The organism is Achromobacter sp. 77 (assembly GCF_020541125.1).
GTDB classification, from domain to species: Bacteria; Pseudomonadota; Gammaproteobacteria; order Burkholderiales; family Burkholderiaceae_B; genus Achromobacter; species Achromobacter mucicolens.
On record NZ_CP059848.1, the window covers coordinates 351,732 to 367,360 of the forward strand.

Genomic DNA, 15,629 nt, shown 5'->3' on the forward strand with positions numbered 1-15,629 from the left:
ATCATGGACAAGGGACTACCTATGACGATCGCCCGTTTGCGCGCGCTGTGTCTTGCCTTGGCCCTTGCGCTCGGCGCATCGGCGCCCGCCATGTCGCAGGCCGTGTATCCCAGCGCGCAGGCCGCCGCGCAGGCGTTCACCGATTCGCTGGCTCTGAACGACGTCGATGCCCTGAGAAAAGTGCTGGGCCCGAACCACCGGCAGCTCGTGCCGGGCGGCGTCGACCAGGAGAACATCTATCGCTACCTGGCGGCGTGGGCGCGTAAGCACGACATCGTTGCCGACGGCGGCCGGGCGTGGGTGGCGGTGGGTGAGTCGGGCTGGACGCTGCCGGTGCCGCTGGTGCGCGCCGGCCAGGGATGGCGCTTCGACCCGGTGGCGGGCAAGGCGGAGATCCAGCGCCGCGCCATCGACCGCAACGAGCTGACCGCCATCGAAACACTGCAGGAACTGCAGGCCGCGCAGACGCGCTACGCCCAAGGAGTGGGGCAGGGCCGGTACGCCATGCGGCTGGTCAGCCGCGCCGGCGAGCGCGACGGTCTTTACTGGCCGGACGTGCCGGGCGCGCCCCAGCAGGCGCTCGGACCGGACGCGCTGGCGATGGGCCCCGACGTGCCCGTGGACGACGCCTATTTCGGCTATCGCTACAAGGTGCTGCCGGGCGGACCGGACAACGCGTATCGCATCGTCGCATGGCCCGCGCGGTACGGGCAGACCGGGATCGGCACGTTCGTCGTCGGCCCGGAAGGCGGCGTCCTGGAAAGCGATCTGGGGCCGTCGTCGGCGGCGCGCGCGGCCGCCTTGCGGGAGGCCGATATCCGCACCGGAAACTGGGTCGACGCGAACGGCCAGGCCGTGCCCGTCAGATAGGTTTTTCGGGGCCATATGACGCCCATTTCACGGGCCTGTTGCGGGGTCGCAACAGGCGTGCGGGTTTGCCCCTCACGCCCTTGCTGCGCCGCATTCACAAGCCTGCCTGTGGCCCTTTTGTCAGGCGGCTGTGCCTACAATGGCGAGCACCGGGTGACTGCCCGATTTCCCTTTGCCGGATCTCCAAATTGAACCCCATGTCTTTCCTCCGCTACGCCGTTTTCGGCGTGGGGATGGCGCTTAGCGCCGCGGCGGCTTCGGCCCCGATCTTTGTCCTGAACTCCCTGGACGCCAACGTCAGCATCATCGACCCGGCCACCTACAAGGAACTGCGCCGCGTGCCCACGGGCAAAGAGCCGCATCACCTGTATCTGACGCCCGATGAAAAGTCGCTCATGGTGGCCAACGCCACGGGCGACACCATCACGTTGATGGATCCCAAGACGGGCGACGTGCAGCGCACGCTGACCGGCATCGTCGATCCCTACCAGTTGCAGTTCTCGCCGGACATGAAGTGGTTCGTCACGGCGGCCAACCGCCTGGACCACATCGACATCTATGCCTGGAAGCCGCTGGAGAAGGGCTTTGACCTGACGCTGGTCAAGCGCATCCAGGCGGGCAAGACGCCCAGCCACATCATGATCGACAAGCACAGCACGACGGCCTACGTCACGCTGCAGGACAGCGATCAGCTCATCGCCATCGACCTGGCCACGCAGACCCCCAAGTGGACGGTGTCCGTCGGCAAGACGCCCGCCGACGTGTTCCTGACGCCCGACCAGAAGACGCTGCTGGTGGCGCTGACCGGCGACTCGTACGTGGAAGCCTATGACGTCAGCAATGGCCCGGCCAAGCTGGTCAAGCGCATCCAGACCGCACCGGGCGCGCACGCCTTCCGGGCGCAGGGCGACCACCGCCACCTGTTCGTCAGCAACCGCACTGCCAACTCCATCAGCCGCATCGACATGCAGACGCTGACGGTCGTGGACACCTTCCCGGTGCCGGGCGGCCCGGACTGCATGGACGTGCTGGCCGACGGCAAGACGCTGCTGGTCACCTCGCGCTGGGCGCGCAAGCTCACGGTGGTGGACCTGGAACAGAAGAAGGTCGTCAATCAGGTGCCCGTGGGCAAGTCGCCGCACGGCGTCTGGACGTTGAACCATGCGCCGACCCGCTAAGGGAGCGGTCCGCTTCGCGGCCCTGTTTCTGGCGCTGACGACCGCGGCGGCCGGCGCGGCGCCGCAGGCCACCTGCGACAAGCCCGTGTACCTGACGTTCGACACCGGTCACATGGGCGTTGCCCCGCTGGTGGCCGACGTGCTGGCCCACCATCAGGTCAAGGTCACCTTCTTTCTGGCCAACGAGCGCACGCTGACCGACGGCGCCAGCCTGGACGACGTCTGGGCGCCCTGGTGGAAGGCGCGCGCCGCCGAAGGCCATGCGTTCGGCTCGCACACTTACGACCACGTCTATTGGCAGGGCGACCTGCCGGGCGGCAAGTTCCGCGTCAAACCCAGCGCCGGTCCCGACGCGGGCAAGCGCGCCGAGTGGACGGCCGAGCAGTATTGCGCCGAGATCCGCCGCCCCGCCGAGCGGTTCCGCCAGATGACGGGCAAGGCCATGCTGCCGCTGTACCGCGCGCCCGGCGGCAAGACCTCGCCCGCGCTGCTCAAGGCGGCCAAGGCCTGCGGTTTCGAGCACGTGGGCTGGTCGCCGGCGGGCTTCCTGGGCGACGAGCTGCCCAGCGACAAATACCCCAACGCCAAGCTGCTGGACCAGGCGCTGCGCACCATCAAGCCCGGCGACATCCTGCTGGCGCACCTGGGCATCTGGTCGCGTCAGGATCCCTGGGCGCCCGCCGTGCTGGAACCGCTGATTGAAGGTTTGCAGCGCAAGGGCTATTGTTTCGCTACCTTGAACACCCATCCGGCCTATCGCGACTGGATCGCCACGCATCACTGATCATGGATACGCTTAGCCAACTCTTCGGGGAATGCCAGCAATGGCTCTTCGAGACGGCGATTCAGCCCGCGCTGTTCCACCTGGGCCTGAGCAACTTCATCGAAGACGGCTACGATGCCACCATGTGGCTGCTGGTGGGCCTGCTTCAAATTGCGGTGCTGGTGCTGGTCTTCGGGCCCCTGCAGCGCCTGCGTCCCGTCGAACCGGTCACCGACCGCCGCCAGATCGGCATCGACGTGCTGTACACGCTGATTCACCGCCTGGGCGCATTCCGGCTCGTGCTGTTCTTCACCATCGATCCCTTCTGGGACAGCGTCTTCGGGCAGCTTCACGTGTGGGGCTTCGCGCCCTTCCAGCTGGATCAGTACTGGCCCGGCGTGACGGACAAGGCGTGGGTCAGCCTCATCATCTACCTGCTGCTGTTCGATGCGGTGGATTACTTCTACCATCGCGCCCAGCACCGCTTCGGCTGGCTGTGGGCGCTGCATGCCGTGCATCACAGCCAGCGCCAGATGACCATCTGGAGCGACGACCGCAACCACCTGCTGGACGACATGCTGCGCGACGTGCTCATCGTGTTCGTGTCGCAACTGGTGGGTGTGCCGCCCGCGCAGTTCGTGATGGTGGTGGCCATCACCCAGCTTGCGCAGAGTTTTTCGCACGCCAACCTGCGCATGCATTTCGGCGCGCTGGGCGAACGCCTTCTGGTCAGCCCGCGCTTTCATCGCCATCACCATTCCATCGCCTACGACGCCTCCTCGCCAGGGCCGGCCGGCGGCTACAACTTTGCCGCGCTGTTTCCGATCTGGGATGTGCTGTTTCGCACCGCGCGCTTTGGCGTCGGGTACGGCCCCACCGGCATCCACGACCAGCAGGCCGAACTGGGCGGGCGCGATTACGGCCGGAGCTTCTGGTCTCAGCAATGGCTGGGCATCAAGCGCATGATCGGCCGCGACCGCGAACCGGCCGCCGCGCCGCCGGTGCCGCCCGCCGGCGCCGAACGCGCATGAAAAACCCCCGCAGCTGGCTGTCCAGCGGCGGGGGCGAATCGGGTAGCGGCCGGACAACTGCCAGGCCGCCACGCGGCAATCAGGCGCCCGGCGTGTCGTGCGTGGTCTCGCGCTTGATCTCGCCGTGGCGGCGTTCCATTTCCTGACGCAGTTCGCGGCGCAGGCCGGCCGCCTTGAAGCGCTGCTTTTCCTCGTGCGTGCGCGGCTCCAGCGGCGGCACCGCCGTCGGGGCGCCCTTGTCGTCCACCGCAACCATCGTGAAATAGCAGCTGTTGGTGTGACGCACCAGCTTCTTGCGGATGTCCTCGGTGACGACCTTGATGCCGATCTCCATCGAGGTGCGGCCCGTGTAGTTCACGGCGGCCAGGAACGTCACCAGCTCGCCCACGTGGATCGGTTCGCGGAATACCACCTGGTCCACGGACAGCGTCACTACGTATTGGCCGGCGTACCGGCTGGCACAGGCGTAGGCCACCTGGTCCAGATACTTGAGGATGGTTCCGCCGTGTACGTTTCCTGAGAAATTCGCCATGTCTGGCGTCATCAGGATGGTCATCGACAATTGGTGGCTAAAGGCGTCGTCCATGGCGGGCGGCTCATTCATGAATAAAAGGCTAATGGTAGCGGCAGGCGCATGACATCGCGCCGTATTTCCGCGGCGGATCAGGGTTTCTTGGGGGTCGGCGCGGCCGGCGTCTCTGCGGCGGCCGCCGGATGGCCGGCCCCCGGTTGGCCGGCCCCCGGTTGGCCGGCCCCCGGTTCGCCGGCCGCCGGATCGCCGGCCGCCGGATCGCCGGCCGCCGGATCGCCGGCCGCACCTTCCTCACCTTCCGTTGCGATCCGGCTCACGGCCGGGGCCGTCCACAGCCCATCGCGCACCGCCGGACCCGGGGTGTAGACGCGCAGCAGCATGCCGACCGGACCGGCCGCGGGGATCGGCAGCCAGTTGGACTGGTCCTCGGGCGCCGGCGCGGTGTTGCTGAAAATCAGGTCCAGCGAGCCGTCCGCGTTGTAGCGCAGCGGATCGCGGCTGCCGAGCGCGTGGCGGTTGACCGGGTTGGGTACGGGCATGCCCTGGCCGTCGTAGGCGGCCAGCGACCAGAACGCGCCCGTGTCGGGCAACTGGTCGCTGGCGATGTGCAGCGTATATGCGTGGGCGCCGTCCAGCAGCGCGCCTTCGCTGTCGGTGGCCAGCACTTGCACGGTCAGGTCCTCGGGCAACCCGCTGCCCGGCTGCGCCTGCGCGGCCAGCGCGCGGCGCAGCCAGTCGTTGCCGTACACGCCGATGCTGGCGGTTTCCTGCAGCCAGCCGTTCGTGGCGCGCAGCGAGTGGCCTGCCGCCGCCGCCATGCGGTCGCGCGCCGCGCGCACGCCGCGGCGCATGCCCTGCTTGGCGGAATGGTCAAGCTTGTCGAAGTCGAACGGACGGCCCGGCGCCAGGCCCACGCGCCGCAGCAGGACGAGGACCGGCTGGTCCGTCGCGTGCGGCGGATGCTTGCGCAGCAACTCGGCCGCATAGGTGAAGAACGCGTCGGTCGGCATGGCGTCCACCTGTTCGCTTGCCGGAATCTTCAGATCGAGGGACGGGTCCGGCTTCGGGCGCGGCGCCTGCGCGGGCAGGTTCCATTGCGCCAGCGGCGTCACGATAAAGCCGTCCTGCAAGGCGTTGACCGTTGCCTGGTCGGCGCCGCCGCGCGTGTCGATCAGCACCTTCGCCCAGACGTGGGCGGTGGGCGCGTCGATGCGGGCCATGCCGGAGGGCAGCGTGCCGGTCCAGCCGGGTGGCACGATGGCGGTGTTGCCCTTCGCCGTGCCGGTGGTGCGCGTGCCCAGCGTGGCGAAGACGTCGGTCCACATGTCCAGCAGCGTCAGCGTGTACCGGCGGCCCGCCGTGTCGGGCGCGGACAGCACGACGGGTCCGTCGGTCAGGTCCAGCCAAGCGGTGCTGCGCAGCACATCGAAGTTCGACCACGGCGTGGCCTCGCCCGCGCGGGGCAGGGTGCGCACGTGCGCGAAGGTGTTGGGCGCAGCGCCTTGCGACCCTTGCGCCGGATGGGTGAACTGGCGGCGCGTCAGGTCCATGACGACCAGCGGATAGAAATACAGATAGCCTTCCATCGCCGCCTGTTGCGCCGCCTCGGTGGCGGCGGCAGCGGGCGACTGGGATGCGGGCGCCGCGTGGACGGACGCCTGCGGCGCCAGCACGCAGGGCGCGATGGCCAGCGACAGGGCAAGGGTTCGGGCCAAGGGGGCAAGGCGGCGCATCGGCGCTCCAAGTCATGCAATGCCGGGCATCGTAGCAGTGCTGCACTGCGACAAAATCTGCGAAGTAAGCGCCTTTTGCCGTCAAATTCAGACCAGAGCGCCGGTCTGACGCGCCGGCTGGCATGGCGTACCCCATATTGAAGGCCTATACTTCCTCACATTCCCTTGGAAGTTGTAGGGCTTTTTGTCCTAGTCGTTTTCGCTTCCTTCATTCACCAGGAGAGGAGTGCTTCATGGTCAACATGAATCGCCGCCAGTTCTTCAAGGTGACCGGTGCGACGCTGGCGGGCTCCAGCCTGGCCATGCTGGGGGCTGCCCCCGGCACGGCCATGGCTGAGGTGCGCCAGTTCAAGCTTGCGCGCATGACCGAAACGCGCAACACCTGTCCCTACTGTTCGGTCGCCTGCGGTTTGCTGATGTACGGCCTGGGCGATGGCTCGAAGAACGCCCGCGCCAGCATCATGCACATCGAAGGCGACCCCGACCATCCCGTCAATCGCGGCACCCTCTGTCCGAAGGGCGCGGCCCTGATCGACTTCATCCATAGCCCGAACCGCCTGAAGTACCCGGAATACCGGGCGCCCGGCTCGGACAAATGGGTCCGGATGTCGTGGGACGAAGCCCTGACCCGCATCACCAAGCTCATGAAGGCCGACCGCGACGCGAACTTCGTCGAGAAGACCGCGGACGGCAAGACGGTAAACCGGTGGCTGACCACCGGCATGCTGGCCGCCTCGGCAAGCAGCAACGAGGTCGGTTACATCACGCACAAGACTGTGCGCAGCATGGGGATGCTGGCGTTCGACAATCAAGCCCGTGTCTGACATGGCCCGACGGTGGCAGGTCTTGCCCCGACGTTTGGCCGTGGAGCGATGACGAACCATTGGGTCGACATCAAGAACGCGGACATAGTTTTGATCATGGGCGGCAATGCCGCCGAGGCCCACCCTTGCGGGTTCAAATGGGTCACTGAAGCCAAGGCCCACAACAAGGCCAAGTTGATCGTCGTGGATCCGCGCTTTACGCGTTCGGCATCCGTGGCGGACTTCTACGCGCCCATACGTACCGGCACCGACATCATCTTCCTGGGTGGCGTCATCAAGTACCTGTTGGATAACGACAAGATCCAGCATGAATACGTGCGCAACTACACCGACTTTTCGTTCATCGTGCGCGAGGACTTCGCGTTCGACGCGGGCCTGTACTCGGGCTACAACGCCGAAAAGCGTACCTACGACAAGCAAAGCTGGGACTACGAGCGCGGCGACGACGGCTACGTCAAGACCGATCCCACGCTGCAGCATCCGCGTTCGGTGTACCAGCTGCTCAAGAAACACTATTCACGCTACACGCCCGAAATGGTCGAGCGGGTCTGCGGCACGCCCAAGGACAAGTTCCTGAAAGTGTGCGACATGCTCGCGTCCACGGCCACCACCAACCGGGCCGCCACGATCCTGTACGCGCTGGGCTGGACGCAGCACTCCATCGGCTCGCAGATCATCCGCACCGGCGCGATGGTGCAGCTGCTGCTGGGCAACATCGGCATCGCCGGCGGCGGCATGAACGCGCTGCGCGGGCACTCGAACATCCAGGGCCTGACCGACCTGGGCCTGATGTCGAACCTGCTGCCGGGCTACATGACGCTGCCCAACGAGCCGGAGCAGGACTACGCCAAGTACATCGACACGCGCACGCTCAAGCCGCTGCGTCCCAACCAGCTGAGCTACTGGCAGAACTATCCCAAGTTCCACGTCAGCCTCATGAAGGCCTGGTGGGGCGGCGCGGCCACTGCCGAGAACAACTGGGCGTTCGACTACCTGCCCAAGCTGGACAAGCTGTACGACATGCTGCAAGTCTACGAGCTCATGGTCCAGGGCAAGATGAACGGCTACATCGCCCAGGGCTTCAACCCGCTGGCCGCGGCGCCCAACAAGGCCAAGCTGAACGACGGCTTTGCCAAGCTCAAGTTCCTGGTCATCATGGACCCGCTGGTCACGGAAACGTCCGAGTTCTGGCGCAACGCCGGCGAGGCCAACGACGTGGATCCGTCCAAGATCCAGACCGAGGTCTTCCGCCTGCCCACCACCTGTTTTGCCGAGGAAGACGGCGCGCTGGTCAACTCCGGCCGCTGGCTGCAATGGCACTGGAAGGGCGCCGAACCCCCGGGCGAGGCCAAGAGCGACATCGAGATCATGGCGCTCATCTTCACGCGCCTGCGCAAGCTGTACCAGGACGAGGGCGGCAAGTACCCCGATCCCATCGTCAACCTGTCGTGGCCGTATTCCAATCCGCAGAACCCGACGGCCGAGGAACTGGCCAAGGAATACACGGGCCGCGCGCTGGTTGATCTTGCGGATCCCAAGGATCCGGCGAAGATCATGCGTCGCGGCGGCGAGCAGCTTGCAGGCTTTGCCGAGCTGCGCGACGACGGGTCCACCGCCAGCGGCTGCTGGATCTTCGCGGGCGCCTGGAGTCCCAGCGGCAACCTGATGGCCCGCCGCGACAACAGCGATCCCACCGGCATCGGCCAGACCCTGAACTGGGCCTGGGCGTGGCCAGCCAACCGCCGCATCCTGTACAACCGCGCCTCGTGCGACCTCGAAGGCAAGCCGTTCGATCCGCGGCGCAGCGTCGTGTCCTGGAACGGCCGCGCCTGGGTGGGCGCCGACATCCCCGACTTCAAGGGCGACGAGAACCCCGCAGGCGGCATGGGGCCGTTCATCATGAACCCGGAAGGCGTGGCGCGCTTCTTTGCGCGGGCGGGCCTGGCCGAAGGGCCGTTCCCGGAACACTACGAGCCCTTTGAAAACCCGCTGGGCTACAACCCGCTGCATCCGAAGGCCAAGGGCGTCACCAGCAACCCGGCCGCGCGCATCTTCAAGGATGACCTGGCGGCGATGGGCACGGTGGAGAACTTCCCGTATGTGGCCACCACGTATCGGCTGACGGAACACTTCCACTACTGGACCAAGAACGTCCGCATCAACGCGATTCTGCAGCCCGAGCAGTTCGTGGAGATCGGCGAGGCGCTGGCCAAGGAGCTGGGCATTCCCAACGGCTCGCGCGTGAAGGTGTCGTCCAACCGTGGCTACATCAAGGCGGTGGCGCTCGTCACCAAGCGCATCCGTCCGCTCGTCATCGAGGGCAAGACGGTGCACCAGGTCGGGATTCCGATCCACTGGGGTTTCGTGGGCATCGCCAGGCCGGGCTTCCTCACCAACACCCTGACGCCATTCGTGGGCGACGGCAACTCCCAGACACCGGAGTTCAAGTCGTTCCTGGTGAAGGTCGAAAAGGTATAGGAGAACCGACATGTCAATGCAATCCCTGGACATCAAGCGGCGCTCCGCCACCACCACGCCGCCGCCGGGCATCCGTGAACCCGTCACGGGCTCGGTCGCCAAGCTGATCGACGTCTCCAAGTGCATCGGCTGCAAGGCCTGCCAGAGCGCCTGCATGGAATGGAACGACCTGCGCGACGAGATTGGCGTCAACGTGGGCGTCTACGACAATCCGGCCGACCTCACCGAGCATTCCTGGACCGTCATGCGCTTCTCGGAATTCGAGAACCCCGCCGGCGACCTGGAATGGCTGATCCGCAAGGACGGCTGCATGCACTGCGAGGATCCGGGCTGCCTGAAAGCCTGTCCCTCGCCGGGCGCCATCATCCAGTACAACAACGGCATCGTGGATTTCCACGAGGAAAACTGCATCGGCTGCGGCTACTGCATCACCGGCTGTCCGTTCAACGTTCCGCGCATCTCCAAGAAGGATCACAAGGCGTACAAGTGCACGCTGTGTTCCGATCGCGTGGCCGTCGGCATGGAGCCCGCGTGCGTCAAGGCCTGTCCCACCGGCGCCATCGTCTTCGGCACCAAGGACGACATGCACCAGCATGCGGCCGAACGCGTCGAGGACCTGAAATCGCGGGGCTTCGCGCAGGCCGGCGTCTACGATCCGCCGGGCGTGAGCGGCACGCACGTCATGTACGTGCTGCACCATGCCGACCAGCCCGGGCTGTACCACGGGTTGCCGGCAGATCCGCAGATCAGTCCGATGGTGTCCCTGTGGAAGGGGCTGGCCAAGCCGCTTGGCCTGGCCACGATGGCGCTGACCGCGCTGGCGGGCTTCTTCCACTATGCGCGCGTCGGCCGCAACGAAGTGACCGAGGAAGACGAACGCCGAGCCGAAGAGGAGGTGCGCCATGAGTGAAGAACACCACTATCGCCGCATCAAGCGCTACACCCCGGGCGAGCGCACCAACCACTGGATCATCGCGCTCACGTTCATCCTGCTCGCGCTGTCCGGGCTGGCGCTCTTTCATCCGTCGATGTACTGGCTGACCAATCTGTTTGGGGGCGGGCCCTGGACGCGCATCCTGCATCCGTTCATCGGGGTCGTGATGTTCGTGTGCTTTGCCGTGTTCGCGGGACACATGTGGCGGCACAACCTGCTGACCCGCGCGGACCGCCAGTGGCTCAGGCAGCTCAATGACGTGGTCGAGAACCGCGAGGAAAAGCTGCCCGAGGTCGGCAAGTACAACGCCGGCCAGAAGCTGCTGTTCTTCGTGCTGATCCTGTGCATGCTGGGGCTGATGGTCAGCGGCATCGTGATCTGGCGCGAATATTTCGCGTTCTACTTCCCGATCTGGGTGGTCCGCGCCGCATCGGTGCTGCACGCGGTTTGTGCGCTGGTGCTGATTTGCGCGATCATTGTGCATATTTACGCGGCGATCTGGGTAAAGGGGTCGCTCACGGCAATGCTGCGCGGCTATGTCACCGCCGGCTGGGCGTGGAAACACCATCGCGCCTGGTTCCGGGAGCAGGTGAAGAAATAGTTTTTTGGCCCGGCATGTCGTGATCGCACGGCTGTTATCCTCTTCGCAGGCTGGCAGCCGTGTTTGTTTTTCTGGAGACGAGAATTGCAGCGAATCCTTCCGCGCGGCGAGATCGAAGCGCTAGACCATAACGCCATTCCCCGCATCACCCTGCCGGAGCGGCAAACCGTCTTTGCCGCGCGGGCCGCGCGCCTGCGCCAGCTGGCCGAGGGCAATCCGGTCGGCGACTACCTGCTGCTGATGGCGCATCTGGTCGATGCCCAGCACCGCGCGCTGCAGGACTGCGCCGCGCCGCCCGCCACCGAAGACCGCATTTCGCTGGCGCAGACGCACGGCATGCCGCCGCTGCAGGCTGTGGGCTGGCCCCGCGACCCGCTGTGGCGCCGCATCCTGGGCCAATTGCTGGACGACGTGTCGCGCGCGCCCGGTGTGCCTGCCGAGGCGATCGACGTCTGCGCCGCGCTGCGCCGCGCGCTGGACGACGATCCCGAATCGCTCGAAGACCTGGCCCAGGCCGTGCTGTCCGAGCAGGACGAGGGCGTGGACAGTGCCGCCGCGCCCTTCGTCATGGCCGCGCTGCAGGTCTACTGGACGGACCTTGCCAACCGCTTCGATCCCAAGCAGCTGCCTGTCGCCAGCCCGTTTGGGGTCTGTCCGGTCTGCGCCAGCCTGCCCGTGGCCAGCATCGTCCGCGTGGGCGGCCAGTACGAAGGCTACCGCTACCTGTGCTGCAGCCTGTGCGCCACGCAATGGCACATGGTGCGCGTGAAGTGCTCGCATTGCGAGGACGTCGAGAAGGTCGCCTACCAGGCCATCGAGGGCCGCACGCCCGCCATCAAGGCCGAAACCTGCGACAACTGCCACACGTATCGCAAGATCTTCTATCAGGACAAGGACCTGTACGTGGAGCCGGTGGCCGACGACCTTGCCAGCCTGATGCTGGACGTGCTGGTGGGCGAGGCAGGGTATTCGCGGTCCAGCGGCAATCCGCTGCTGTGGCATGGCGCGCAGGACTAGCGCCTCTCGATGACGGAGTCTCGCATGGCCGATCAACTGTCCGGGGCCGGCTTGGCCGCGGCATCCGACATTCCTTCGCTGGACCGCCTGTTGAACGCCGAGGCGCTGCGGCCGGCGCTGGCCACCCACGGCCGCACGCAGGTGGTGGCCGCCTTGCGCCGCGACCTGGAGGCGCTGCGCAAACGCGCGCTGGACGGCGGCGTGCCGCGCCACGAGCTTGACGCGGCCGCCGTGGCGGCCCGCACGTCGGCGGCGCTGGACCAGGCCGCGCAGCCGCGCTTGCGCGCGGTCTACAACCTGACCGGCACCGTGCTGCACACCAACCTGGGCCGCGCGCTGCTGCCCGACGAAGCGGTGGCCTCGGTGCTGCGCGCGCTGACTTCGCCGGCCAACCTGGAGTTCGACCTGGACACGGGCGGGCGCGGCGATCGCGACGACCTCATCGACGACCTGCTGTGCGAGCTGACCGGGGCCGAGGCGGCCACGGTGGTCAACAACAATGCGGCCGCGGTGCTGCTGATGCTGAACGCGCTGGCGGACCGCCGCGACGTGGTGGTGTCGCGCGGCGAACTGGTCGAGATCGGGGGCGCGTTCCGCATCCCGGACATCATGAAGCGCGCGGGCGCCAAGCTGGTCGAAGTGGGCACCACCAACCGCACGCACGCGGCCGACTACGAGAACGCCATCGGCCCGCGGACCGCGATGCTGATGAAGGTGCATTGCAGCAACTACGCGGTGACGGGGTTTACGAAAAGCGTGGGCGTGGCCGACGTGGCCGCGCTGGCGCACGCGCGCGGGCTGCCCGCCACGGTGGACCTGGGCAGCGGCACGCTGGTGGACCTGACGCAGTTCGGATTGCCCAAGGAAGACACCGTGCGCGAGACCATCGCGGCGGGCGCCGACCTGGTCACGTTCAGCGGCGACAAGCTGCTGGGCGGGCCGCAGGCGGGCCTCCTGGTAGGCCGCGCCGACCTGATCCGCAAGATCAAGAAGAATCCGCTCAAGCGCGCGCTGCGCGTGGGCAAGCTGACGCTGGCCGCGCTGGAACCGGTGCTGCAGCTGTACCGCGCGCCCGAGTTCCTGGCGCAGCGGCTGACGACGCTGCGCCTCCTGACCCGCCCCATGCGCGATATCCAGCCGCAGGCCGAACGGCTGCGCGGCGTGCTGGCGCATGCGGCAGGGTCCAGCTATGCGGTGGAAGCGGTGCCGATGTTCAGCCAGATCGGCAGCGGTGCGCTGCCGATCGACCAGCTTCCCAGTTATGGTCTGGCCGTGCGCTACGCCGGCAGCGGTCGTCCCGGGCGGCATCTGGACCGGCTTGAGACGCTGCTGCGCCGGCTGCCGGTGCCCGTCATCGGCCGCATCGCGGATGACGCGTTGTGGCTGGACTTGCGCTGCCTGGAAGACCGCGACGAAGCCGCTTTCGCGGCGCAACTGGCGGAGCCGCTGGCATGATCGTCGGCACCGCGGGGCATATCGACCACGGCAAGACGACGCTTGTGCGGGCGTTGACGGGCGTGGACACGGACCGGCTGAAGGAAGAGAAGGCGCGGGGCATCTCCATTGAACTGGGCTATGCGTACACGCCGCTCGCCAATGGCGACGTGCTGGGTTTCATCGACGTGCCGGGCCACGAAAAGCTCGTGCACACGATGGCGGCCGGCGCCAGCGGGATCGATTTCGGGCTGCTGGTGGTGGCGGCGGACGACGGTGTCATGCCGCAGACGCGCGAGCATCTGGCGATTCTTGCGATGCTGGGCGTGGGGCGCGGCGCGGTGGCGCTAACCAAGACGGATCGCGCGGACGCCGCGCAACGGGACCGCGTGCGCGGCGAGATCGAGGCGCTGGTGCAAGGCACGTTCCTGCAAGGCGCGCCGGTGTTTGGCACGAGCGCGGTCCAGGCGGGCCAGACGACGCAGGCGGCTCGGCCGGCGCAAGCGGTGCATTCGGCTCAAGCGGATTTTGCGGCGCAGTCGGGTGACCCGGGGGTAGCGGCGCTTAAAGATTATCTGCACACGCAGGCCGAGGCGGTGGCGCGGCGCGAAGCCACCGGTCTCTTCCGGCTGGCGGTGGATCGCGTGTTCACCTTGTCCGGCCACGGCACGGTGGTGACCGGCACGGCGCATGCCGGCCAGGTCCGGGCGGACGACGACACTGTCGATCTGCGGCTGATGCCGGCCGGCACGCGGGTGCGGGTGCGCGGCATCCATGCGCAGAATCAGCCCAGCGAGACGGGCTCGGCCGGGCAGCGGTGCGCCTTGAACCTGGCGGGCATCGACAAGAGCGCCATCTCACGCGGCGACTGGATTGCGGACGCGCGCGGTTTCCTGCCCTCGAAGCACGTGGATGTGGCGCTGACGCTACTGCCGTCGGCGGATGCGCCGGTGCGGGCCTGGGCGCCGCTGCACGTGCATATGGGCGCGGCGCGCCACGTGGCGCATGTGGTGCCGATCAGTGCGGAGTCGCTGCAGCCGGGGCAGTCGGGGTGGGTGCAACTGGTGTTTGACGAGCCGGTATGCGCGATGCCGGGTGATCGCTTCATCGTGCGCAATGCGCAGGCGACGCGCACGGTGGGCGGCGGCCGGGTGCTGGATCCGAATGCGCCGGACCGAAAGCGCCGCGCGGCGTCGCGGCTGGCGGGGTTGCAGGCGTTGTCCGAGATGCTGGATGGCGGCGGTTTGCAGCCGGTGCTGGCGCACGCGCCGCAGGGCCTGGATGAGGCCGCGCTGCAGCGGCTGACGGGCCGGCCGGTCAACGAGATCACGACCCCGGCGGGCGCGCGGTGGATCGAGCCTCGCCATGCGCAGGGATCCCGCACGCTGATCCTGGCGCCGCATTGGGCGGCGCTGCGCGAGCGGGCCGAAACGGCGCTGGCGGCGTTTCACCAGGGCGCGCCGGACGAACCGGGTCCGGACAGCGCGCGGCTGCGGCGCATGGCGATGCCGGCGATGCCGGACACGCTCTGGACGTCGCTGCTGGAAGAACTGCAAGGCGATGGCCGCATCGCGCGCAATGGTCCGTGGCTGCATCTGCCATCGCATACGGCGACGCTGGGACAGGCCGAATCGGCGCTGGCGGCGCGGCTGTTGCCGCTGCTGGATGAGGGCGCATTCGATCCGCCGTGGGTGCGCGATCTGGCCCGGATGCAGAACGTATCCGAGGATGCGGTGCGCCAGTTGTTGCGCAAGCTGTTGCGGCGAGGGGAAGTGGCGCAGGTGGTGAAGGATCTTTTCTATCACCGCGATCAGGTGCGCAAGCTGGCGGCGCTGGCGGCGGACCTGGCGGGGCAGCCGCAAGGACTGAATGCGGCGGTGTTCCGGGACGCGACAGGGCTGGGGCGCAAGCGGGCGATCCAGATCCTGGAGTTCTTCAATCGGGTGGGCTATACGCGGCGCGTGCGGGATACGCATGTGCTGCGGGGCGAAAGCGCCTATGCAGCCATGCAGCAGCGCGCCGAGCCGGTATCATAGGCGGTCCGCGACGGAAGGCATTCGTGCCCGGCGGCACGGCCGGGCTTCAAACCCGGTTGGGGGCGTCAGACGTTCCCAGGTAGGTTCGACTCCTGCTGCCTTCCGCCAGTTTTTTTGTGGGGCGTTGGCGTGCTTCTGCGGATGCGGATTCCAAGGTTTCCTTCTCCGGGTGTCTGCTCCGGGTCTCTGACACTCCCG

The 15,629-nt window shown here is 67.3% G+C and carries 12 protein-coding genes and 1 tRNA gene; 11 read left to right on the forward strand and 2 right to left on the reverse strand.

Annotated features, from left to right (window positions below; translation table 11 throughout):
• Positions 1–21 precede the first annotated feature (21 nt).
• The 4 genes from H4P35_RS01605 to H4P35_RS01620 all read left to right on the forward strand — a co-directional run bounded on the left by H4P35_RS01605 (position 22) and on the right by H4P35_RS01620 (position 3,842).
• Positions 22–870 (forward strand): DUF2950 family protein, encoded by an 849-nt coding sequence (locus H4P35_RS01605; protein ID WP_226847792.1) that lies wholly within the window; start codon positions 22–24, stop codon positions 868–870.
• Between the two features lie 197 nt (positions 871–1,067).
• Positions 1,068–2,048 carry a YncE family protein gene (locus H4P35_RS01610; RefSeq protein WP_175211425.1) on the forward strand — a complete coding sequence of 327 codons (981 nt, stop codon included), beginning with the start codon at positions 1,068–1,070 and terminating at the stop codon, positions 2,046–2,048.
• Positions 2,032–2,832 (forward strand): polysaccharide deacetylase family protein, encoded by an 801-nt coding sequence (locus tag H4P35_RS01615; protein WP_226847793.1) that lies wholly within the window; start codon positions 2,032–2,034, stop codon positions 2,830–2,832. Before H4P35_RS01610 ends, H4P35_RS01615 begins: the two co-directional genes overlap by 17 nt.
• A gap of 2 nt (positions 2,833–2,834) precedes the next feature.
• Positions 2,835–3,842, forward strand: coding sequence for a sterol desaturase family protein (locus H4P35_RS01620; RefSeq protein ID WP_226847794.1), 1,008 nt, complete (start codon positions 2,835–2,837; stop codon positions 3,840–3,842).
• Positions 3,843–3,921: 79 nt separating this feature from the next.
• Here the strand turns inward: H4P35_RS01620 and H4P35_RS01625 are convergent, their stop codons facing one another.
• Both H4P35_RS01625 and H4P35_RS01630 read right to left on the reverse strand, forming a co-directional pair.
• Positions 3,922–4,428, reverse strand: coding sequence for an acyl-CoA thioesterase (locus tag H4P35_RS01625; RefSeq protein ID WP_056319320.1), 507 nt, complete (start codon positions 4,426–4,428; stop codon positions 3,922–3,924).
• A 77-nt stretch (positions 4,429–4,505) separates the two neighbouring features.
• On the reverse strand, positions 4,506–6,107 hold the full coding sequence (locus H4P35_RS01630; RefSeq protein ID WP_226847795.1) for a DUF1254 domain-containing protein: 1,602 nt from the start codon (positions 6,105–6,107) through the stop codon (positions 4,506–4,508).
• A 233-nt stretch (positions 6,108–6,340) separates the two neighbouring features.
• On the opposite strand from H4P35_RS01630, the gene fdnG reads away from it, so the two are divergent.
• From fdnG to H4P35_RS01665, 7 genes are all read left to right on the forward strand, one after another.
• Complete coding sequence (gene fdnG, locus H4P35_RS01635) at positions 6,341–9,409, forward strand: formate dehydrogenase-N subunit alpha (RefSeq protein ID WP_175156437.1); 3,069 nt, start codon at positions 6,341–6,343, stop codon at positions 9,407–9,409.
• Positions 9,410–9,419: 10 nt separating this feature from the next.
• Positions 9,420–10,319, forward strand: coding sequence for a formate dehydrogenase subunit beta (gene fdxH, locus H4P35_RS01640; RefSeq protein WP_226847796.1), 900 nt, complete (start codon positions 9,420–9,422; stop codon positions 10,317–10,319).
• Positions 10,312–10,944: a formate dehydrogenase subunit gamma gene (locus H4P35_RS01645; RefSeq protein WP_062840087.1), complete on the forward strand. Its 633-nt coding sequence runs from the start codon at positions 10,312–10,314 to the stop codon at positions 10,942–10,944. Before fdxH ends, H4P35_RS01645 begins: the two co-directional genes overlap by 8 nt.
• A gap of 84 nt (positions 10,945–11,028) precedes the next feature.
• Complete coding sequence (gene fdhE / locus H4P35_RS01650; RefSeq protein ID WP_063953043.1) at positions 11,029–11,961, forward strand: formate dehydrogenase accessory protein FdhE; 933 nt, start codon at positions 11,029–11,031, stop codon at positions 11,959–11,961.
• A 24-nt stretch (positions 11,962–11,985) separates the two neighbouring features.
• Positions 11,986–13,416: an L-seryl-tRNA(Sec) selenium transferase gene (gene selA / locus H4P35_RS01655; protein ID WP_226847797.1), complete on the forward strand. Its 1,431-nt coding sequence runs from the start codon at positions 11,986–11,988 to the stop codon at positions 13,414–13,416.
• Entirely contained in the window at positions 13,413–15,431 is a 2,019-nt protein-coding gene (locus H4P35_RS01660; protein ID WP_226847798.1) for a SelB C-terminal domain-containing protein, read from the forward strand. Before selA ends, H4P35_RS01660 begins: the two co-directional genes overlap by 4 nt.
• Positions 15,432–15,443: 12 nt before the next feature.
• Positions 15,444–15,539 (forward strand) — tRNA-Sec (locus H4P35_RS01665).
• Positions 15,540–15,629 lie beyond the last annotated feature (90 nt).